The 19,816-nt window shown below is 60.0% G+C and carries 22 protein-coding genes; 6 read left to right on the top strand and 16 right to left on the bottom strand.

The features are described 5' to 3' along the window. Positions 1-2: 2 nt before the first annotated feature. The 12 genes from KI810_RS13985 to rnc form a co-directional block, all read right to left on the bottom strand. Positions 3-1,031, bottom strand: coding sequence for a zinc-ribbon domain-containing protein (locus KI810_RS13985; RefSeq protein ID WP_214176183.1), 1,029 nt, complete (start codon positions 1,029-1,031; stop codon positions 3-5). Positions 1,032-1,061: 30 nt separating this feature from the next. Continuing rightward, positions 1,062-1,544, bottom strand: a complete 483-nt coding sequence (locus tag KI810_RS13990; protein ID WP_214176184.1) for a chemotaxis protein CheW — start codon at positions 1,542-1,544, stop codon at positions 1,062-1,064. Positions 1,545-1,622: 78 nt separating this feature from the next. Further along, entirely contained in the window at positions 1,623-1,994 is a 372-nt protein-coding gene (locus tag KI810_RS13995; protein ID WP_214176185.1) for a response regulator transcription factor, read from the bottom strand. Positions 1,995-2,015: 21 nt separating this feature from the next. After that, positions 2,016-2,777 (bottom strand): chemotaxis protein CheW, encoded by a 762-nt coding sequence (locus KI810_RS14000; protein WP_214176186.1) that lies wholly within the window; start codon positions 2,775-2,777, stop codon positions 2,016-2,018. An 18-nt stretch (positions 2,778-2,795) separates the two neighbouring features. Continuing rightward, positions 2,796-3,596 carry an ExeA family protein gene (locus KI810_RS14005; protein WP_214176187.1) on the bottom strand — a complete coding sequence of 267 codons (801 nt, stop codon included), beginning with the start codon at positions 3,594-3,596 and terminating at the stop codon, positions 2,796-2,798. An 80-nt stretch (positions 3,597-3,676) separates the two neighbouring features. Beyond that, positions 3,677-5,734 (bottom strand): chemotaxis protein CheA, encoded by a 2,058-nt coding sequence (locus KI810_RS14010; RefSeq protein ID WP_214176188.1) that lies wholly within the window; start codon positions 5,732-5,734, stop codon positions 3,677-3,679. A 56-nt stretch (positions 5,735-5,790) separates the two neighbouring features. After that, positions 5,791-6,156 carry a response regulator gene (locus KI810_RS14015; RefSeq protein WP_214176189.1) on the bottom strand — a complete coding sequence of 122 codons (366 nt, stop codon included), beginning with the start codon at positions 6,154-6,156 and terminating at the stop codon, positions 5,791-5,793. Further along, positions 6,153-7,904, bottom strand: a complete 1,752-nt coding sequence (locus KI810_RS14020; protein ID WP_214176190.1) for a DUF4388 domain-containing protein — start codon at positions 7,902-7,904, stop codon at positions 6,153-6,155. The genes KI810_RS14015 and KI810_RS14020 overlap by 4 nt, the downstream gene beginning before the upstream one ends. A 146-nt stretch (positions 7,905-8,050) precedes the next feature. After that, complete coding sequence (gene der / locus KI810_RS14025) at positions 8,051-9,367, bottom strand: ribosome biogenesis GTPase Der (protein ID WP_214176191.1); 1,317 nt, start codon at positions 9,365-9,367, stop codon at positions 8,051-8,053. 108 nt (positions 9,368-9,475) lie between these two features. Continuing rightward, the gene (era, locus tag KI810_RS14030; protein WP_214176192.1) at positions 9,476-10,372 is read right to left on the bottom strand and encodes a GTPase Era; all 897 of its coding nucleotides are present in this window, start codon (positions 10,370-10,372) and stop codon (positions 9,476-9,478) included. Further along, complete coding sequence (locus KI810_RS14035; RefSeq protein ID WP_214176193.1) at positions 10,362-11,432, bottom strand: elongator complex protein 3; 1,071 nt, start codon at positions 11,430-11,432, stop codon at positions 10,362-10,364. Before KI810_RS14035 ends, era begins: the two co-directional genes overlap by 11 nt. Further along, positions 11,429-12,148, bottom strand: a complete 720-nt coding sequence (gene rnc, locus KI810_RS14040; RefSeq protein WP_214176194.1) for a ribonuclease III — start codon at positions 12,146-12,148, stop codon at positions 11,429-11,431. The genes KI810_RS14035 and rnc overlap by 4 nt, the downstream gene beginning before the upstream one ends. Positions 12,149-12,320: 172 nt before the next feature. Between rnc and tmk the strand changes: the two genes are divergently transcribed. The 5 genes from tmk (at position 12,321) to KI810_RS14065 (ending at position 17,278) form a co-directional block, all read left to right on the top strand. Further along, complete coding sequence (gene tmk, locus KI810_RS14045; RefSeq protein ID WP_214176195.1) at positions 12,321-12,965, top strand: dTMP kinase; 645 nt, start codon at positions 12,321-12,323, stop codon at positions 12,963-12,965. Then, a complete protein-coding gene (gene holB / locus KI810_RS14050) occupies positions 12,965-13,927 on the top strand; it encodes a DNA polymerase III subunit delta' (protein WP_214176196.1) in 963 nt (320 codons plus the stop codon). Before tmk ends, holB begins: the two co-directional genes overlap by 1 nt. 92 nt (positions 13,928-14,019) lie before the next feature. Next, positions 14,020-14,961 (top strand): PSP1 domain-containing protein, encoded by a 942-nt coding sequence (locus KI810_RS14055; protein ID WP_246525679.1) that lies wholly within the window; start codon positions 14,020-14,022, stop codon positions 14,959-14,961. Further along, complete coding sequence (metG, locus tag KI810_RS14060) at positions 14,958-16,487, top strand: methionine--tRNA ligase (protein WP_214176197.1); 1,530 nt, start codon at positions 14,958-14,960, stop codon at positions 16,485-16,487. The genes KI810_RS14055 and metG overlap by 4 nt, the downstream gene beginning before the upstream one ends. 170 nt (positions 16,488-16,657) lie before the next feature. Next, a complete protein-coding gene (locus tag KI810_RS14065; RefSeq protein WP_214176198.1) occupies positions 16,658-17,278 on the top strand; it encodes a hypothetical protein in 621 nt (206 codons plus the stop codon). A gap of 143 nt (positions 17,279-17,421) precedes the next feature. Here KI810_RS14065 and KI810_RS14070 read toward each other — a convergent pair whose 3' ends face one another. The 3 genes from KI810_RS14070 to KI810_RS14080 all read right to left on the bottom strand — a co-directional run bounded on the left by KI810_RS14070 (position 17,422) and on the right by KI810_RS14080 (position 19,016). After that, on the bottom strand, positions 17,422-17,853 hold the full coding sequence (locus KI810_RS14070; RefSeq protein WP_214176199.1) for an SseB family protein: 432 nt from the start codon (positions 17,851-17,853) through the stop codon (positions 17,422-17,424). 159 nt (positions 17,854-18,012) lie between these two features. Next, a complete protein-coding gene (locus tag KI810_RS14075) occupies positions 18,013-18,321 on the bottom strand; it encodes a hypothetical protein (protein WP_214176200.1) in 309 nt (102 codons plus the stop codon). 92 nt (positions 18,322-18,413) lie between these two features. Next, a complete protein-coding gene (locus tag KI810_RS14080) occupies positions 18,414-19,016 on the bottom strand; it encodes a YdcF family protein (protein WP_214176201.1) in 603 nt (200 codons plus the stop codon). A 110-nt stretch (positions 19,017-19,126) separates the two neighbouring features. On the opposite strand from KI810_RS14080, the gene rpmB reads away from it, so the two are divergent. Continuing rightward, complete coding sequence (gene rpmB, locus KI810_RS14085) at positions 19,127-19,318, top strand: 50S ribosomal protein L28 (protein WP_214176202.1); 192 nt, start codon at positions 19,127-19,129, stop codon at positions 19,316-19,318. Between the two features lie 114 nt (positions 19,319-19,432). Here the strand turns inward: rpmB and KI810_RS14090 are convergent, their stop codons facing one another. Continuing rightward, on the bottom strand, positions 19,433-19,816 hold the full coding sequence (locus tag KI810_RS14090) for a RidA family protein (RefSeq protein ID WP_214176203.1): 384 nt from the start codon (positions 19,814-19,816) through the stop codon (positions 19,433-19,435).

A 19,816-nucleotide genomic window follows, 5' to 3' on the forward strand; every position in this document is an offset into this window, starting at 1 on the left:
GATCACAGACCCAGTTCCTGTTTTTTCTTGGCAATCAGCTCCTCAAAGGCATCTCTTAGATAGCTGGAACCGGTACGCACCTCCGCGGTGACACGCCGGTCATAGAGAGCCGTTCCTTCCCGGATGTCATCGGCCAGAAGTTCGTACAGGGTTCCCTTGCGGACCCCCTCCTCAACCTGCGCCTGATTGTAGAGGACGATATCCGATACGATGATGCGCGCCAGGCGCTTCGCCTTTACATGGGCCTCGGCGAGTTCCGGCGAACTCTCCGCAGCCGGAATGGACGTTTCCTGTTCTTCGTCCTGCCTGAGCTCCTGACGGGTGGCCTCCTGGTCGGCAATTTCCTGGCGGGAGAGCTCCTCGGGGGAGGCGTGCCCCTCTTCCTCGGCAGCTGCGGACTTGGCTGGCAGCGCATCAACCGGCGCCTGTCCCGCAACGAGGCGGTACACCATCGCCGCCAGGGAGTCGGGGATATGATGTTTCTCGATATAGTCGTCCGCACCATAGAGGGACTTGGGAGAGCGCTTGTACCGCGTCTTGTCATAGATGGATGCGATCAGGATAATCTTCACGGCAGCGAGCGAGGGGTTTTTCCTGATCGCGTCGCAGACTTCGAACCCGTACATGGAAGGAAGCGCCACGTCGAGCAGTACAACGGCGGGAACCATCTGTTCGATGGCAGCCAGGGTCTCGCGGCCATCGTTATAGACAAGCACGTCGAAGGGTTCGGGGGCGAGAACCCGCTGGACCGCTGCGCAAAAGGAGGCACTCTCATGGGCCACCACAACCTTCACCCGCTCGCCGGCAGGGGCGGAAACCGCTGCGGCCGGGGGAGTCGATTTCTCCACGGGCGGAGATGCCTGGGGTAGCGTTGCCGGAGGAACGGGGGCATGCCCCGCAGAAGGGGCGCCCTTCCGGACCACGCGAAAAATCGCCCGGCACTTGCTGCACCGCAGCTTGACCCCCTCCGCACCGACCTTTCCGTCATCAAGACTGAAGCGTGTTTTACAACTCGGACAAACAATCAGCATGTGTATATCATTCCTTTCACGGCACCACTCTCAGCAGCCCTTCTTTCCCATATCCAGCAACCCGAGCTCATCGGCTTCGCGGGAGGTGATGATACGGTCCAGATTGAGGAGCATGACCATGTTTTCCTTTACCAGACAGACACCCACAAGATAGGTGGCACCAATGCCGGTGGCCACCTGGGGAGGCGGCTTGATATCCTTGACCGGCACCGTGATCACCTCCGTTACATCGTCAACCACCAGACCGAGCAACTGGCTGGCGACCTTGACGATCAGCAACCGCGTGCTCTGATCGTTGGGACGCCTGGGAAAGTCGAACCTGCTCCGGAGATCCACGACCGGGATGACAGCTCCACGAAGATTGATGACCCCTTCAACAAAGCCGGGAGCCTTGGGAAGGGTCGTCATCTTCATCGGCCGGATAATCTCTTTGATACGCATGATGTCGGCCGCATAGATATCATCGCCGAGCCGGAAACAGGCAACCTGGATTTCTTGGATATCATTGGTCATGGCAAATTGTATCCCCACGGAGCACATGCCGGTACGGCAGAACAGGAGCGACAGCGGTCCCGAAGGCCGGCTGCCGGGCTATTTGTTAAGGAGCCCTTCGATGGTTTCGATAACCTTGGCGGACTTGAACGGCTTGGTTATGTAGGCGTCAGCCCCCATCTCCATGCCGCGGGCGTAATCCTGGCTGTTTTTCTTGGCAGTCAGCATGACCACCGGGATACCCTTCGTCGCAGGGTCTTCCTTGATATGGCGGCATACCTCGAATCCATCGAGCTCCGGCAGCATGATGTCGAGAATGACCAGATCAGGAGGGTTGGCAGCTATCTCTTCGAGAGCTGACCTGCCATCCATGACACCTGTTACGTTGTACCCTTTTGAGGAGAGAAGAATGCTTTCCAGCTTCAGAAGGCTTTCCTCGTCCTCAACAACAAGTATCTTGTTCTTATGCATGACGGCTCCTTTCGTAACCACCTAGTGTAACGAAATATCGAGAATTTTCTCCATATTCAGAAGAATGAGCATCTGCCCGCCAAACCGCCCCAGCCCGTTGACAAACTCCCGGTCGATGCCATCGAGAACGGCGGGTGGCGGCTCGATGCTCGCGGTTTCGATCCGGACTACCTGGACGACCTCGTCCACCATGAGTCCGCTGAACTCATCCTGCCGTTTCACGACGATGATGCGGCTCTTGCCGGTCTGCTCCCTTGGGGTGAAGCCAAGACGCTGGCGCATGTCGTACACCGGAATGATGATCCCACGAAGAGACAGTATGCCGGTGACAAACCGGGGAACCCGGGGGACTTCCGTCACCTCGCGGGGCTTGATGATCTCCTTGATCTCCATGATGTTAACAGCATAATTCTCCTCCGCTACCCTGAAACAGAGAAACTCCTGGAATTCGCGGGTCTCGGTGGCAGCTGCGGTCATGAACACCGCATCGTCGTCACACCCTGCAGTTTCACGCCCCTCCAGCAACTGCGCCAGGGGATCGAACTGCCGTGAAGCCGTTTCTGCTGCGGTTACGGGAAGAACCGGCCTTTCCTCACGGGTGAACAGCTCCTCGATCTGCTGCGAAAAGGGCTCCGCTCCCGGTTGAACCGATTCGCCACCGGCGTCATCGGGCACCGCCTCCGTTTCCAGCTGCGACTCGGGCTGGGCCACGGCAGGAGCCGGTTCGACGGGAGCACCGCCGCCCCGCTCCTGCGCTTTTTTTCTGATATCCGCAAGGTTCATGCTCTACCCCGTCCCGCTTCAGATAACCAGTTCAGCGGTCATGTCCTCGATGATGGAGCCGTCAATTATCGCCGCATCACGGCCGAACCCTTCCAGAAGGGCATTGGTGGCAACAATGTTGATGCGCCGGGGAACGCCGCCCGAAAGTTCGAAAATCCTCTGGACCGCGTCGGGAGTGAACATTCCCGGACTGCCGCCCGCCACTTCAACCCGGAAATCCAGGTACTCCAGGGTTTCCTCCAGATCGAGGGGGCGCAGGTGGTAATTCATTGCTATCCGTTGCCGGAACGGTTCATACACCGGCGCGCTCAGGATTTTCCGCAGTTCCGGTTGCCCCATCAGGACGATACTGAGGAGGTTCCGGTCATCCAGCTGAAAATTGGTCAGAAGCCGGATTTCGTCGAATATTTCCCGGTCCGGGATCAACTGGGCCTCGTCGATGACGATCACCGGCAGGCACCCTTCGTTGTGGAACCGGTACAGCGCCCCGGTTATCTCCCCCAGGAGATCGTCCTTACCGGCCGGCGGCGTTTCGACCCCCAGATCCCGGGCAATGACCCGCAACAGTTCCAGAGCGGTGAGGCGGGGGTTGAAGACGAAACAGAACCGGTACCCGTCCCCCATCTCATCCATGAGGGCACGGGAAATGGTGGTCTTGCCGCAACCGATCTCGCCGGTCAGGAGGGCCATCTCCCGTTCTTCCAGCACGTACTGAAGACGTGCCAGCGCTTCCCGGTGGCCGTTGCTCAGATAGAGAAAACGGGGGTCGGGAGTCTTGCTGAACGGTTTTTCCCGAAAACCGTAATAGTCCTTGTACATCGCCCCGTCTCTCCCCTATGCCGCCAACCGCCTTCAGGAAGGGGTACCGGTCCCTGGTCCCCGGCTCCCAACACCCGCCGTTAAGCGCTTCCCCTCATTGCCTCGTTGATGATCCCTCCCACATCGAGCACGAGAATGGTACGCTGGTCACCCAGGTCGGCGGCACCGGAAATCCCCTTGAACCCCTTGAAGGTTTCCCCCATGGACTTGATGACGATGTCCTGCTGCCCGAGGAGATCGTCAACCACGATGCCGAGGCGTTTTTCCGCCACACCGACAACCACCACGTAGAAACTCTCCAGGAGATCGGACATCCCCGTGGTCTCGAAAAATCTGTCGAGCCGGAGAAGGGGAAGGGTAACTTCCCGCAGATGGATGACCTCTTTCTTCTCCACGGTGAGAATATCCCTGTTCTCAACCATGATGGTTTCCAGCACCGACGTTATGGGAATGGCGTAGGTACGCCCTGCGGACGCGATGATGAGCGCCTTGATAATGGCGAGGGTGATGGGGAGGGTGATGGTCATCCTGCTCCCCTCCCCCAACGTGCTCTCCACGTCCACCATGCCGGAAACGGCTGCGATGTTGTTCTTCACCACATCCATGCCGACACCACGGCCGGAAATCTCGCTCACCGTATCACTGGTGGAAAACCCGGGGAGGAAGATAAGATCGATCGCCTCACGGTCGGTCAAGGCATCCGCCGGCCCGATCAGCCCCTTTTCCCGGGCCTTTTTCTTCACCCGCTCCACGTCGATTCCCCGGCCGTCGTCCTCCACCTCGATGACGACATGGTTCCCCTTCTGGAACGAGGAAAGGCGGATGATTCCTTTTGCGTCCTTGCCGAGCGTGCGGCGCTCTTCGGGGAGCTCTATCCCGTGATCAATGGCATTGCGGATGATGTGCATCATCGGGTCGGAGATGTCCTCCACGATAAGCTTGTCCAGTTCCGTATCCGCACCGAACGTCTTCAATTCCACCTTCTTCCCCTGCTCGCGGGACACCTTCCGGACGATGCGGGACATCTTCTCGAAGAGCTGGCCAACGGGTATCATCCGTATCTCCATGACCCCCTTCTGCAGTTCGGTGAGCTTGCGCTCCAGCACCTTCGCCGATTTGCCCAGTTCGCTCGCCAGGGCGGGGTGGCCGTCCCGCCGCAGGTTGGCGACAAACTGGCTGATGCTCGAATGGGAAAGGACCAGTTCGCCGACGATGTTCATCAACTCGTCCAGTTTGCCGATATCCACCCGCACCGTGCGGCTGAAGCTCTTGGCGGTCACGGCGGTATCCGCCGCCGCGGCTGCTTCGCCACCCGTGGCAGCCGTGACATCCTCTCCATCGGCAACCGTGGAGGAAGTCGCCGTTTCGGCCGCCCCCCTCCCCCCCCCACCGAGACGGGTAATGATGACATTGTCCTTGTCCACCAGGGCCGTTACCGCGGCAGTATCCAGTTCGGAACCGAAGAGAATCTCGAAATCGATGCCGGCATCCAGACCGCCCCCGGCGCTTGGCAGGGTGCTGATAACCTCGCCCCCCTGCTTGAGTGTATCGGTCAACTCCCCCAGGTCCTGGTCGAAGGTCATCAGGCTGAACGAGGCATGGATGGAATAGACACCGCGCCCCTTCTTGACGTTTTCCAGAAGACGATGCTCCTCGTATTCCGTCAGGGCACCGAGGATTTTTTCCGAGATTCCGAGCCCGGCAAGGGGAGAAACGGTCTCCGTCGAGGGAGGGGGGCTGAGGCAGGAGTTGATCCGGGAAACCGCCCGCTCTATTCCCTGGGTATCACTGACGCCGGTTCCGGCACCACGCACCATGGTACCGAGCAGCTCCATGGAGTCAAACAGCACACTGACGGTGGTCTGGTTGAGAACCGCCTTGCCGAGCCGCAGGGAATCCAGGAGATTCTCAAGGTTGTGCGCCAGGTCGGCGATGTCGGTGAAGCCGAACATGCCGGCCAGCCCCTTGAGGGAATGGGCGCCCCGGAAGATGGAATTGACCAGGTCCGGATTGCAGTCCCCCGTATCGGCGCAATCGCTCAGGCCGACCAGATCGAGGCTCAACTGGTCAATGATCTCTTCCGCTTCGGCGAGGAAATCCTTAACCGCCTTCCCCAGATTGTCGTTATTACCGCTCATGTGTACTCTCGTCAGGTGCGGGACGTAATGGCATCATCACGGGACGCTGCCCTCCTTCATCCAAGATACTTCCCCACCAGCTCAAGCAGTCTGGTCGGATCGAACGGCTTCACCAGATACTCATTGGCCCCCAGCGCCAGCCCCTTTTCCAGGTCCTTCTCACTGCTCTCCGTCGACACGATGAACAGGGGGATATGCTGGTAATTCGGGTTGTTTCGTACGTAGCTTATCAATTCGAGGCCATTGATGTCGGGCATGTTGATATCGGTGATGATCAGGTCCACCTTTTCCCGGGGAAGCAGGCGGAGCGCCTCGAACCCGCTGGACGCCTCGACGATCTCGTAGCCGTCGACGGACCCGATGGTGGAGGCCAGAAGGGAACGCATGGTGGGAGAATCTTCGGTTATGAGTATCTTTTTCACAGCCCCTCCGGACTTTTATCTTGCAGCCGGCGCTGCAGGAGTACCTTTTCCATGGCCATTCCTGCCTGGGACAGGAAGATTTCCAAAGAATCCGTATCACCAACCGGCTTGTGTTCCGGCAGATTGTCGCCGTACAGGATGGCAACGACCTTCCCTTCGCTGACGATAGGACCGGCGAATATCTCCGCCGGGTATTCGCCGCCAAGACGCTCTATGAGGTAACGGTTCCACTGCCCGTCGTCCGGCTTTACCTTGAGAGGCTGTTGGGACTCGATGACCCTGGCAAACAGGGATTCCTCGTCCCGGGGGATACGCATGGTGCGCACCCTGGAGTCGGCAAGCCCTTCGCGGTCCTGGATGCCGAACTGGCCAAGTCCGACGATCTCGTCCTTCTTGACGATGAACACCACCGCCCGGTTCATGAACTCCGATGCAAAGCGGAGCACCAGGAGGATGATCCCCCCCCCGAGGGAAGGGTTGTTGAGCTCTTCGAGCATCCCCCGGAGCAGGGAGATGCCAGTGCTCTGCTCCACCTGGCCGCGCCCCGGCCCCAGTTCTTCACCCATCTCCAGGCGGAGTTCATCGGCGATGTTGACCTTGTCGTTCCACTCTGCCGGTGCCTCTCCCGCCTCCACCCGGTGCAGCTCCTGCCGAAGAAGGGCAGAGAAGACCTCCAACGTGCCGGGATCAGCCAGTTCGGTCTTGCGGGGTTTCATGGCAAAGGCATACCCCATCTCCCGGACTTTCCGTTCCGCGTCACTGTTGTTATAGTCAGCCACCACCAGCACCGGAAGTTCGGGGAAATTGGTATGGACCAGGTCCAGGAGCTCCAGCCCCCCCAGGATGCCCGAGCCATCCATCCGGGGCATGATCAGGTCGACGAGAAGTGTGGGGCGAATCCCCTCCCGGTAGAGGGTGTCGATTTTGATCAACCCATCTTCGCTCCCCTCGAAAGCGAAAACCTCGTAACCGCACACCTGGAGAGACGCCACCATGATCTCGCGGGTCGTCGTGTCGTCGTCCACCAGGACCAGCTGGCGCACCGCCACGGGCTCTGCTGACCCGGGCGCTGCAACCGGCTCCGCCGGTGATCCGCCGGCAGGCTCCGCCCCGCCGGCAGGTTGTGGAGCCGGCGCGGAGGATTGGATGAGGTCAAAGGCAAGGTCAACGCTCTCTTCGGGTCTGACCGGTGGAAGGACATCCGCCGGCATTTCGTCGATGACCTCGCCGCGGTGACGGCGTTCGTCGATGATGCGGGAACCTTCCATGGCAAGAAACTGGGGGTTGAGCCCCTGGTCGAGCATAAACTGCACCGGATCGAGGTGGGTATTGTCGATGGGTGCAACATTATCCTGCAGTTCGAAATCGAAGGTTCCCTCAGCCCAGGCAAAGAGCGAATAGACCACGTTTTCGATCTGCTCCCGCACCACCTGCTCGATAGTGTCGGGGGTAACGTTGTAGTGCTTGATGAGAATCGTCCCCAGTCGCTCCCGGAACCCCTCGGTCTCCTGGATGGCAAGCGACTTCTTGAGGGCAGGCAGGTCGATGACCCCCTTCTGGACGAGGACCTCACCGAGATTCTGATGAAAAGCGCTGGAACTGGCACGAATGACCTGGCCACTGCGAAAGAAAATCTTCCCCTCGCGACCGCGGCTGTGGAGGGTAAGCAACCCCGACTTGCGACTCAGGCTGACTATCTGGAGGATCTCTCCGAGACCCAGATCTTCAAGGTTTCCGACAAGGCTCATACGCTATCATTCTGGTCGTGGGGAGATGGGATAAAATGCCGCTAATCATACCCCATTCGGGCTGCCAAGTAAAGCACTTTAGGTCGCCACGGGGGTCGGGAGCCTCCGCTCCGGATGAGGTCCGGGCCACCGGTTGACCAGGCGGTTCACCGACGCTCCCGCCCCTTGAACATGAGGTGCAACGGCGTGCCGGTAAAGCCGAAGGCCTCCCGGATCTGGTTCGCCAGATACCGCTCGTAGGAAAAATGAATCCCCTCGGGACGGTTGGTGAAGATGACGAAGGAAGGAGGGCGGGTCCCGACCTGGGTGGCGAAGTAGAACTTCACCCGCCGACCCTGAAAAAGGGGCGCGTGATGGGCGGCGGTCGCCGCGCTGAACACACGGTTCAGTTCAGAGGTGGTAACCCGCTTGGCATACTGGGCCATGACGTTGTCCACCTCTTCCATGATCTTCCCGAGCCGCTGTCCCGTCTTGGCCGAAACGAAAACGATCGGCACAAAGGGGAGGAACTTGAATTCGGTGCGTATCCGGTCCACGAACCTGCCGAGGGTGGCGTTGTCCTTCTCCAGGGTATCCCACTTGTTGACGACGAAGATGCACCCCCGCCCCGCCTCGTAGGCATAGCCGGCGATCTTGCTGTCCTGCTCCGTGACCCCCTCCTCGGCATTGATAACGATGAGCACCACGTCCGCCCGCTCGATGCTCCGCAGGGAATCCATGACGCTGTACTTCTCTATCTTCTCGGTGGTCTTCCCCTTGCGCCGGATGCCGGCGGTGTCGATGAGGAGAAACCGTTTCTTGTGCCAGGTGAACAGTGTGTCCACCGCATCCCGCGTCGTACCGGGGGTAGGATTTGCCACCACCCGCTCGAAGCCGAGGAGACGGTTCACCAGGGACGATTTCCCCACGTTTGGGCGCCCGACCACCGCGATACGGGTAATATCTTCATCCTGTGCCTCCGAACGATCGACCGGCAAGGCCTCACAGACCTCCGTCATCAGGTCGCCGATCCCCCGGTTGTGCTCGGCGGATACAGGATAGAGGGTTTCGACGCCAAGGGCGTAGAAGTCGCCGATGCCGCTCTCCAGCTTGTCACCATCCACCTTGTTGACCAGGTGGAACACCGGCTTGTCGACACGGCGGAGCATCTCCACAACCTCCCGGTCAGCAGGGGTGAGACCGCTCCGGCCATCCATGACGAACAGGATCAGGTCGGCCTCGTCCATGGCGAGCTGGGATTGCTCCCGCATCTGCTGGAGGAGCCGGTCGTTCGTCTCCGGCTCGAAGCCCCCCGTGTCCACGAGGATGAACGGCACGTCGAACCGGTTGACCTCGGCATAGTTGCGATCCCGGGTCACTCCCGGCATATCGTCCACCATCGCCTTGCGGCGACCGACCAGACGGTTGAACAGGGTCGATTTCCCCACGTTGGGGCGCCCCACTATGGCAATTATAGGTTTCATGTACTTTCCTTTATGTAAAATCATTCGACGGAGAGGACAGAGAGGTCGAATGTTCGGTCAAAATGCTTCGCGTCTTGGTATCTTGGCGCCCAGAGAGTGTTCGAACAATCACTCGTAGCCGAATTCTTTCAGCATCTTCGGACTCTCGCTCCAGTCCTTTCGCACCCGGACGAACAGCTCGAGGAACACCTTCGCATCCAGCAACCGCTCGATCTCCTGCCGGGCCTGCATGCCGATCTTCTTCAGCATCTCCCCCCTGCGGCCGATGATGATCCCCTTCTGGGAGTCCCGTTCCACATTGATGGTGGCAGCGATGGAGATGAGGCCGCCGTCTTCCCGTTCCTTGAAGGTGTCCACCACCACCGCGGTGGAATAGGGGACCTCGTCGCGGGTAAGGCGGAACACCTTTTCCCGGATGATCTCCGCCACAACGAAGCGCTCCGGCACGTCGGTCAGGATATCGTCGGGGAAATAGGGAGGGCCTTCCGGCAGACAGCCCCCCACCAGTTCCACCAGGCGCTCCACGCCGTCACCGGTGCCGGCCGACACCGGCACGATCTCCCGGAACGGATAGAGCTTGGCATAGGCAGCGATCAGTTCCAGGAGTCTCCCCTTCTCCACCAGGTCGATCTTGTTGATGACGAGCAGAACCGGCGCGTCCGCCTTGGCCAGGGTCTCCAGCAGCAGATCCTCCTGGGCGGCCGGACTGACGTTCGCCTCCACCAGGAAGAGGATGGCATCGACCCCCTGGACGGCGGTGAGGGCCGTATCCACCATGTAGCGGTTGAGACGGGAACGGGCCTGGTGTATCCCCGGCGTGTCGATGAAAACGATCTGGCCGCCGGGCAGGTTGTGAATCCCCTGGATACGGTTTCGCGTGGTCTGGGGCTTGTCCGAGGTGATGACGATCTTGTCACCCAGGATGCGGTTTAAAAGGGTCGATTTCCCCACGTTGGGGCGACCGATGATGGAAACGAATCCGGAATGGAATGAATCAGTTGACAAGGTGAGTTTCTCCAATTGATGTGATCGTAAACAAATTCCCTCTGCGGCTGACAGAACCGGCCTCCACCCGCAGCTCCTGGCGGGGAATTGCGGGGTCGGCAATGATCGACGCCACGTTTATCCCCTCACGGCGAAGGGTCTCCAGATTGCCGCGACGCTGCCCCGCCACGTCGGCCACCCGGGAGGGTGCACAGAAGATGGTCACGTCGCTCCCCCGGGGCAGGTCGGTCGCCAGTTTCCGGGTGAGATCGAGGCAGAGTTCTCCCTCCACCAGCTGCCGGAAGGCCGGGTGGTAAGGGCCGGCCACCACGCCCCCTTCGCTCTCAAGCTCCGCGGTCGGCTGCAGGCCGATCCGCACCACCGGGACGCCAGCCCGGAAGGCGGTCTTGAGAAGCTCTTTGCACAGAGAAACGGCGTCAGCAGGGGAGAGTGGGATATACTCCCCCACCCGGTAAAGTTCTGCAAGCCGCGTCCCGGCAATCACCAGGGTCGGATAGATCCGGAAGAAGTCGGGATCAAGTGCAAGCACCTCGCGCAGCGACGCAAGGCTCGTGGCCGGCGTATCGCCGGGGAGCCCCGGCATGAGCTGGGCGCCGAGAACCATCCCCGCATCCTTCACCAGCCGGCAGGCGCTCACCACCTGGGCAGCGGTATGCCCCCGCCCGGCCCGCGACAGCACCCGGTCATCCATGGACTGAATGCCGAGCTCGACGGTATAAACCCCCATCCTCCGCAACCATGCAAGCCTCTCCCCGTCAACCGCATCGGGCCGCGTCGAAATGCGGATACCGCTCACCTCGCCCCGTTCCCGCAAAGACTGCAATGGCCCGAGCAGGCGCTCCTGGTCGACAAGGGAAAGGGCAGTGAAACTGCCGCCGAAAAAGGCCACTTCAACGGCATTCCCCCCGGCGGTACCCCGGTAAGCGGCTATCCTGGACCGTATAGCCTCGTGATCAGGGAGTTCCCCGGCAGCACCGGCAATCCGCGTCTGGTCGCAGAAGATGCACTGGTGGGGGCACCCCTGGTGGGAGATGAAAAAAGGGACGATGATCGGTCTCATCCGGTACCGGATTCTCGGGCAAGGCGTTCCAGTGCAGCCCGCGCTGCCGCCTGGGCAGCCTCCTTCTTGCTCCTGCCATTTCCAACACCCATGAATTCCCCTTCCACGGCGACTACAACTGTAAAAAGTCGCTCATGGTCGGGCCCCTCGGTTTCCGTAACAGCATAGATCGGCGCTTGTTTCCCCCGTGCCTGGACAAGCTCCTGGAATTGCGTCTTGTGGTCTTTCCCGCATGACGCGTGGCCTTTTCCGGTCAAAAGATGGCCAAAGTGGGTCTTGACCAACCGCCGGGCCGGCCGCATCCCCCCGTCCAGGTAAACAGCCGCCAGGAGAGCCTCATAGGCGTCGGCCAAGATGGACCGCTTCTCCCTCCCGCCGCTCTTCTCCTCCCCCCGTCCCAACAGGAGGTACTCCCCGAGACCGAGGGACCGGGCGACGCCTGCCAGGCTCTCCTCGTCCACCAGAGAGGACCTCATCCTGGTAAGCTCCCCTTCCCTGCTATCGGGAAGACGTTCCATGAGGAGGGCACTCAGAAAGAAATCGAGGACCGTGTCGCCGAAAAACTCAAGCCGTTCGTTGTCGCGCAGAGTCCGGTCGGCAGCTTCGTTAAGGTACGAGCGATGGGTCAGGGCCTCGTACAGCAGGCGCCGGTCCTTGAAGGTGTAGTCGATGGAGTCTTCCAGTTCTGCCAGCAGGCCATTGTCCCGCATGTCCATAAAACCACCGTATGACCTGGCGGGGAACTACCCCGCAGAGATAACACAATTGTGTGACTATAGCTAAAGTTCCAGATTTTATCAATAGATATGCCGCTTTGGCCGGATTTTTATCTTGATTAATTCACGTCCCTCTCCTATAATTTTTTATTTTTCGACCTTGAGGTGCTGCATGGCCTGCTTCATTACATTCGAAGGGATCGAGGGGTGCGGCAAGACCACCCAGATGAGGATCCTGGCAAAGCGCCTGGAAGCCCTCGGCAACAGCGTTACCACGACGCGGGAGCCGGGCGGGTGCCCCATTGCCGACAAGATCCGCGGGATCCTCCTCGATGCGGAGAACAGCGCCCTGGTCCCCCTGGCCGAACTCCTTCTCTATGCCGCGGCACGGGCACAGCATGTGGCCGAGGTCGTCACACCAGCCCTGGCAACCGGGCGGGTGGTGCTCTGCGACCGTTTCACCGATGCCACCCTCGCCTACCAGGGGTACGGTAGAGCGCTCGACCGGGAAACCATCGACCGGCTCAACGAGATGGCGACGACTGGGATTCGTCCCGACCTGACCATCCTCCTCGACTGCCCGGTGGAAACGGGGCTGGAGCGGGCCATGGCCCGAATAAACAGTACCGCCGGCGCCAGGGAAGAGCGGTTCGAACTGGAGACCATGGAATTCCACCGCCGGGTGCGCGACGGCTACCTGCAGCTGGCGGCCCGCGAGCCGGAACGTTTCGTGGTCATCGACGGCGCTGCCGGGGTCGAGGATACCGCCGCCGCCATAGAAACGGCCGTCCTCGCCAAATTGTCCGGGAGGGGATAATGCCCTATGGCTCCATCATCGGGCAGGACCGCAGCATCGCGATCCTCCGACGGGCCCAGTCCGGCGGAAAGCTGGCCCATGCCTACCTGTTCGACGGCATCGAGGGGTGCGGCAAGCGCAAGACCGCCCTTGCACTCGTGCAATCCATATTCTGCAGCGAAGGCAAAGGATGCGGCCAATGCCCTGCCTGCCGCAAAGTGGCGGCTATCCAGCATCCCGACCTGCACCTGGTCGAACCGGACGGTACGTTCATCAAGATCGACCAGATCAGGGAACTCCAGAGGGAACTGGCCTTTCGCCCCTTCGAGGCCCCCAAGAAAGCCTGCATCATCGACGGTGCGGACAAGCTCAACCCGGCCGCCGGCAACGCTTTGCTGAAGACCCTTGAGGAGCCTCCTGGCAACGCCCTTCTCATCCTGATCACGGCCAATCCGGGGGGAATGCTCCCGACGATCCTTTCCCGCTGCCAGCGGCTCCAGTTTCAGGCAATACCCCAGCCAGCCATCGAGGCATACCTGGTCGACCAGGGGACGCCAGCCGAAACCGCAACCATTGCCGCTGCACTGGCCGGCGGCAGTCTCGGAAAGGCGCTGGAAGTCAGTAGCGAAACGGTTCTGCAGGAGCGCCAGACCCTGCTCCAGAGACTTCTCGCCCTTTCCCTTGAGGATATAGCAACGCTGTTCGCCACCGCGGAGGAACTGGCCGCGGACAAGGAGAAAGCCCGGGAGATGTTGGAACTCGTCACGACGTTCCTGCGCGACATGCTTCTCCTCAGGCAAGGAAGCGGAGAGCTCTCCAACAGGGACCTGCTCCCCATTCTGGAACAGGGGGCGGCCCGCTTTACATCGGCAAGCCTCATGGGGCTCATCGAGCAGGTGGCGGCAACCCGTCGGGCACTGCTTCGCAATGTCAACACCCGCCTGGCACTGGAGGTCATGTTCATGCGCCTGGCTGAGGCGTGACACCCCCACAAAGGGGGGCGGGAATATTTGGGATTTCAGGGCATACTGTGAACAATTTGACAAAGTGAGGGGTTCGATCCCCTGGAGGAATTTTGATAAAGATAGCAAAAATCCAGTTCAACACCGCCGGCAAGCTCTATGACTTCAACGCCGGCAACCTCGACCTCAAGCCGGGTGACAGGGTGATCGTCGAAACCGAACGGGGCAAGAGCCTCGCCACGGTCGTGGTAGGACCCCGGGCATTCGAGAAGGGGGCTGTTCCCGAAGGGCTCAAGAACATCATGCGCAAGGCACTCCCCGAAGACCTTGATGCAGCGGCTCGCAACGCAATCAAGGAGAAGGAGGCTCACGCCCTCTGCCTCGCCAAGATCAACGAGCGCGGGATGGACATGAAGCTCGTGCGGGTCGAGTATCTCTACGACGGCAGCAAGGCGATCTTCTACTTCACCGCCGACGGCCGGGTCGATTTCCGCGAACTGGTCAAGGACTTGGCCCACGCCTTCCACACCCGCATCGAAATGCGTCAGATCGGGGTGCGCGACGAGGCCAAGATGGTGGGGGGGATCGGCATCTGCGGCAGGGAGTTGTGCTGCTCCTCCTTTCTGCGGGAATTCGAGCCGGTGTCGGTGAAGATGGCCAAGGAACAGAATCTCGCGCTCAACCCGACCAAGATATCCGGCCAGTGCGGCCGGTTGCTCTGTTGCCTTTCCTACGAATACGAGACCTACTGCACCCTGAAGAAATGCCTCCCCAAGTGCGGCAAGCGGGTCAAGCACGGCAATGTGGAAGGCGAAGTGGTCAAACTGGGAGTGCTGGACGGCACCGTAACGGTCAGGACCGACGACCATGTCCAGGTGGTGTTGAAGGGTGAAGAGATCAAGCCGGAGGACATAACGGATCGGGCCAAGAAGCCGTTGCGCGAACAGGGGAAGGAAGTGCAGCAGGGAACCAAGGACGGACACGGGAGCGGTCGCGAGCGCCGCGGCGACCGACGGCCGGACAACCGGGGCAAGGACAAAAAGGAGAAGCGATGAGCCGGACATTTTACGTCACCACACCCATCTACTATGTCAACGATGTCCCCCACATCGGCCATGCCTACACAACCCTGGCCGCCGACGTGCTGGCACGCTACAAGGCGCTGCAGGGATACGAGGTCTTTTTCCTGACCGGCACCGACGAGCATGGCCAGAAAGTGGAAAAGGCCGCCAACGCCGCCGGGGAAACGCCTCTGGAGCTGGCGGACCGGGTGGTCAAGCGGTTCCAGTCCCTCTGGGAGAAGCTGGATGTTTCCTACAACGACTTCATCCGTACCACCCAGGAACGGCACAAATCGGGAGTCACCCACCTGTTCGAAAAGGTGCTCGCCCAAGGGGACATCTACCTGGGGGAATACGAGGACTGGTATTGCACCCCCTGCGAGACGTTCTGGACCGAGACCCAGCTCATCGACTTCAAGTGCCCCGACTGCAACCGCCCCACGGAGAAGCTGAAGGAGGAATCCTACTTTTTCCGGATGAGCAAGTACCAGGAGCAGCTCCTCGCCCACATCGAGGCGAATCCCGATTTCATCCAGCCCAAATCCCGGCGCAACGAGATCCTCTCCTTCGTCCGGGAGGGACTGCGTGACCTCTCCGTCTCCCGCACCTCCTTCTCCTGGGGAATCCCGGTACCGGGGAACGAGAAACACATCATCTATGTCTGGTTCGATGCTCTCACCAACTACATAACCGCCCTCGGTTATCCTGACGAAGCGGGGAACTTCGGTACGTTCTGGCCGGTGGACGTTCATCTCATCGGCAAGGACATCCTTCGTTTTCACGCCGTCTACTGGCCCACCTTCCTCATGGCTGCCGGTCTCCCCCTGCCGAAGAAGGTCTTCGCCCACGGCTGGTGGACCATCGAGGGACAGAAGATGAGCAAGAGCCTCCAGAACGTGGTGGAGCCGAACATGCTCATCGACCGGTACGGGGTGGATGCCGTGCGCTACTTCCTCCTTCGGGAGGTCCCCTTCGGGCTGGACGGCGACTTTTCCCACACCGCCCTTGTGAACCGGATCAACTCGGACCTGGCCAACGATCTGGGGAACCTGCTCAACCGCTCCACCGCCATGGTCAACAAGTACTTCGCCGGTATCGTCCAGGAACCGGGAGTGCTGACGGAGCAGGACGAGGCGTACCGCGCCAGGACCGAGGCGATGGTGACGCAGGTGAATACCTGCATGGACGAACTCGCCTTCAGCAAGGCGCTGCAGCAGATATGGGACGTCATCTCGGCGGGAAACAAGTATATCGACGCCACCGCCCCCTGGACCCTGGCCAAGGACCCGGACCAGAAGGAGCGGCTCGCCACGGTCATGTACTGCCTGCTGGAATCACAGCGGATCGTCCACACCCTCCTGACGGCATTCATGCCCCGGACCGCCGCCAAAGCCCTCGCCTACCTCAGCTGGGAACAGAAGCCGACCGGGGCCGACCTGCAATGGGGTGGGCTCAAGGCGGGCACCACCATCACCAAGGCCGAGGCGCTCTTCCCGCGGATCGAGGAGAAGGCTGAATAACAGCGGGAGACAATCCCGACGGACGGCAACGCAAAAGGCCGGGGAAGACATTCCCCGGCCTTTTGTCATGAACCGGCAGGCATGGCCGTTGCTGCGGTTGCACAACGGTGCAAACAGTGTATGCTCTTCTATCAGGAGCAACAACCATCCCGGGCAAAAGGAGTCTTCCCATGGGGACTAACATCATAGCGGGAATTCGCTGTACCCTTATTCTGGCAGGCGCCCTTCTTGCTGGCGGATGTGCAACTCTCACCGTCACCCCGCAACAGCCCGTGACATCAACAATGGCCAGACAGCCCGTCAGTTTAGGAATTCAGGTGGCCGGCGAGCGGCTCACCCACGCACTGACCGACCCGAAGGAATCCGCCGCCACCGCCGCCACCGGCACACTGTTCGAGAAAGTGGTGCTGCTTCCGAAGGAAACCCGCAGCAAATCATCGGCGGAGATCCAGGCGGCATTCGGTACGGACTACATTCTGAGCGGCACTATCGCGGACGTCAATGTAAGTGGCAACCTCAATCCCATCTGGTTTGCGAGCATCCCCCTGCTCTTTTTCAAACCCTATGCCCCGATCGTGACCTTCGAAGCCATCGTGACCCTGGAAAGCACCCTGCGTGACGCGCGCAGCGGTGTGGTCCTCATGCAGAAAGAAACGTCATCGGTCGTCACGGATTATTTCAGCCCGATGGACCCGCAGGAAAAGGTGCGGACACTGATCTCCCGCGGCATCAACAATGCCTTCGTCAGCATTCTGGAGGAATCGCAGCAGAAGATCGCCGCAGCGAAGTAAGATTCTCCATAACCTGCAACGGAAAAGGGATCGTACCCCCCCTGGTACGATCCCCTTCAAATTTTCAGAAGGTCGGGGGATGATTTTCCCCGGCCTCTGTTATTATCATCCCTTCCCCGGTGGGTCCCCAGCCGGTCAGGATGTTATCCCCGGTCTTCTTCCGTCCCCTTGGCCGCTTCGGCGTTACAGCGCTCGACCACGTCCCTGAGCCAGGCGATCTCGTCGGGGAGAAACTGCTTCGCGTGGGGGGTGCCTACATTCAGCGCCCAATGCAATGGCGGCTGAGTCGTGGCAGCGAGGACATGCCCCGGCACCGCGACGCTCTTTACCTTGTGCTCCGCCCAGGCATGGAGGCGCTCTTCGCTGTCGAAGAGCATTAGGTAGTCGTTCCCCTCCGACTCGATGACCAGCGGCAGCACCTGTCCGTCATCAGCGCCAGCTTCCTTCGCCTCCTCCTCGTCCAGGGTCGGAACGAAAAACGTGGCATTGAGGAAGAGATCGTAAAATTTCGACTGGTTCTTGGCGTCGCTCATGTCCTGACGCAGTGCCTCCAGCGCCTGGTCCAGTTCGGTCATGGTAAGTCCTTTCGCTGTAAGCCGCAAGGCACCTGCCGCGGCAATAAAAAACCACAGGAAGGGTCCCCGTGGTGCAGAAACTGACACAAAATATCATCTTGTATCGTCGGCGGCAATGGTTATTTGTTGCCGGACAGTGAGCCGCTCTGCGCTAACCAGCTACAAGATCTCAACCTCGCTCACCCGTACAATCAGCATGTCCTGGCGGAACCTGCCAGCCAGCTTCTTTCGGTAGTCCCGCCACCAGTCGCGGTCGAGCACTTCCGTCATCACCTCATAGATGACGATATCGTCCCGCACCGTCATGGTGGGGGTTTCCTTCCAGATCCCCTCGGCCGGCGACCGGACATAGGTGGTAATGCCGCCGAACTTCTCCGCAAGGACGTCCCGCACCCGTGTGTACTCATTCCGGGAAAACGGCATGCCGCTGTTATCGTAGAGGGGCAACAGAATCTGCACGAGATGCATAACGTTCACTCCGTTCATTTCCGCACTCGAGTTGGGTCAGGACCAGCAGATTGCAACAGGACTCCGCCACGTAAGCCTGGTCAAGAGCTCTATCAGAGATTGAAGCTTGCCGGCCGCAGTTCGCCGGAGCCGAACAGGAAAAAGAAACGGAACAGGCAGTATTTGTAGAATTCGGAAAAGAGGAGGCGGAAGCTGCCGCCGTGGCTCCACCAGGCTTCCTTCAGGTTCTTGCTGTCAACCGGGTAGGGGTAGATGGCGACCTCCTTGGAGAGGACGCTGCGGAAGATGAGGGTGGCCCGCTTCATGTGATAGCGGGAGGTGATGAGCTTGAGGGAACGGACCTGGTGCCGGACGACCAGCTCACGGGCGTAGATGGCGTTTTCGAGGGTATTGCGGGAGACCTTCTCCAGTATCACCCCCTCGCCGCCACGGGCGCCCGGCTGCTCCCGGAACAGTTCACTCTTGCGCACCGCAGGATCGACCCCGACGAGAAAAAGCCAGCGCGCCTGGTTGTCGCGGTAAAGCCGGATCCCCTCTTCGACCCGCCCTCGCCCCCCCGTGAGGACCACAATGGCGTCGGCCTTGACCTCCTGCGGACCAAGGGAAAAGGTCTTGTAGGCGAAATCGACGAACAGGACCGCCAGAATCACCAGCATAATGATGATGAGTGAGAAAAGCCCCTTGATGACCGTCATTGCCGCCCGAATCCTTTCCGATTAAATTCCCGGGGGAACAAATTTTTCTTGCGCATTGGCCGACAATCTGATAAAAAATAATGCTTCAGTTCAATTGGAGGAAAACTATCATGTCCAAAGTATGCGAAATCTGTGGTAAAGGCCCCAGCTTCGGTAATAACGTCAGCCATGCCAACAACAAGACCCGCCGCACCTGGCATCCGAACCTGCAGAAAATCAAGGCAATCAGGAACGGCAGCATCAAGAGCATCAAGGTCTGCACCCGCTGCATCCGTTCCGGTCACGTGGTCAAGGCGCTTTAAAACCGGTTCAACGTTCCAAGTTCAAGGTTCAAGGTTATGATCACCTGAAGCCGCAACGCCCTGAGCGTTAGCGGCTTTTTGTCTGTAAACTTTGAACGTAGAACCCTTGAACCGTCAGCGTGCCAGCGCGATTACCTCGATCTCCACCCCGACTCCCCGCGGCAATCCCTTCACTTCAACTGTGGAGCGGGCCGGCGGCTCCGAACCGAATCTCCTGCCATAAATCTCGTTCACCACGGCGAAGTTGGCCAAGTCGGTGAGATAGATGGTGCTCTTCACCACGTCGTCGAAACCGAGCCCTGCCGCCGCCAGCACCGCCCCGATGTTCTCCATCACCAGCTCGGTCTGGACCGTGATTCCCCCTTCCCGGATGACACCAGTTGCCGGGTCAAGCGGTATCTGACCGGACAGAAAAAGAAATCCCCCCGCCTTCACAGCCTGGGAATACGGCCCGATCGCCTGCGGTGCCTTGTCGGTAGCAATTACCTTCTTGGACAT

Source organism: Geomobilimonas luticola (assembly GCF_018476905.1).
GTDB classification, from domain to species: domain Bacteria; phylum Desulfobacterota; class Desulfuromonadia; order Geobacterales; family Geobacteraceae; genus Geomobilimonas; species Geomobilimonas luticola.

Excerpts from the sequence above, each read along its gene's own strand:
- KI810_RS14090 (WP_214176203.1), bottom strand. The coding sequence starts at position 19,816 with ATGTCCAAGAAGGTAATTGCTACCGACAAGGCACCGCAGGCGATCGGG.
- KI810_RS14065 (WP_214176198.1), top strand. The coding sequence starts at position 16,658 with ATGGGGACTAACATCATAGCGGGAATTCGCTGTACCCTTATTCTGGCA.
- KI810_RS14035 (WP_214176193.1), bottom strand. The coding sequence starts at position 11,432 with ATGAGACCGATCATCGTCCCTTTTTTCATCTCCCACCAGGGGTGCCCC.
- KI810_RS14020 (WP_214176190.1), bottom strand. The coding sequence starts at position 7,904 with ATGAGCCTTGTCGGAAACCTTGAAGATCTGGGTCTCGGAGAGATCCTC.
- KI810_RS14075 (WP_214176200.1), bottom strand. The coding sequence starts at position 18,321 with ATGCATCTCGTGCAGATTCTGTTGCCCCTCTACGATAACAGCGGCATG.
- KI810_RS13985 (WP_214176183.1), bottom strand. The coding sequence starts at position 1,031 with ATGCTGATTGTTTGTCCGAGTTGTAAAACACGCTTCAGTCTTGATGAC.
- rnc (WP_214176194.1), bottom strand. The coding sequence starts at position 12,148 with ATGGACATGCGGGACAATGGCCTGCTGGCAGAACTGGAAGACTCCATC.
- metG (WP_214176197.1), top strand. The coding sequence starts at position 14,958 with ATGAGCCGGACATTTTACGTCACCACACCCATCTACTATGTCAACGAT.
- der (WP_214176191.1), bottom strand. The coding sequence starts at position 9,367 with ATGAAACCTATAATTGCCATAGTGGGGCGCCCCAACGTGGGGAAATCG.
- KI810_RS13990 (WP_214176184.1), bottom strand. The coding sequence starts at position 1,544 with ATGACCAATGATATCCAAGAAATCCAGGTTGCCTGTTTCCGGCTCGGC.
- KI810_RS14070 (WP_214176199.1), bottom strand. The coding sequence starts at position 17,853 with ATGACCGAACTGGACCAGGCGCTGGAGGCACTGCGTCAGGACATGAGC.
- KI810_RS13995 (WP_214176185.1), bottom strand. The coding sequence starts at position 1,994 with ATGCATAAGAACAAGATACTTGTTGTTGAGGACGAGGAAAGCCTTCTG.
- KI810_RS14005 (WP_214176187.1), bottom strand. The coding sequence starts at position 3,596 with ATGTACAAGGACTATTACGGTTTTCGGGAAAAACCGTTCAGCAAGACT.
- holB (WP_214176196.1), top strand. The coding sequence starts at position 12,965 with ATGCCCTATGGCTCCATCATCGGGCAGGACCGCAGCATCGCGATCCTC.
- KI810_RS14000 (WP_214176186.1), bottom strand. The coding sequence starts at position 2,777 with ATGAACCTTGCGGATATCAGAAAAAAAGCGCAGGAGCGGGGCGGCGGT.
- KI810_RS14010 (WP_214176188.1), bottom strand. The coding sequence starts at position 5,734 with ATGAGCGGTAATAACGACAATCTGGGGAAGGCGGTTAAGGATTTCCTC.
- tmk (WP_214176195.1), top strand. The coding sequence starts at position 12,321 with ATGGCCTGCTTCATTACATTCGAAGGGATCGAGGGGTGCGGCAAGACC.
- KI810_RS14080 (WP_214176201.1), bottom strand. The coding sequence starts at position 19,016 with ATGACGGTCATCAAGGGGCTTTTCTCACTCATCATCATTATGCTGGTG.
- rpmB (WP_214176202.1), top strand. The coding sequence starts at position 19,127 with ATGTCCAAAGTATGCGAAATCTGTGGTAAAGGCCCCAGCTTCGGTAAT.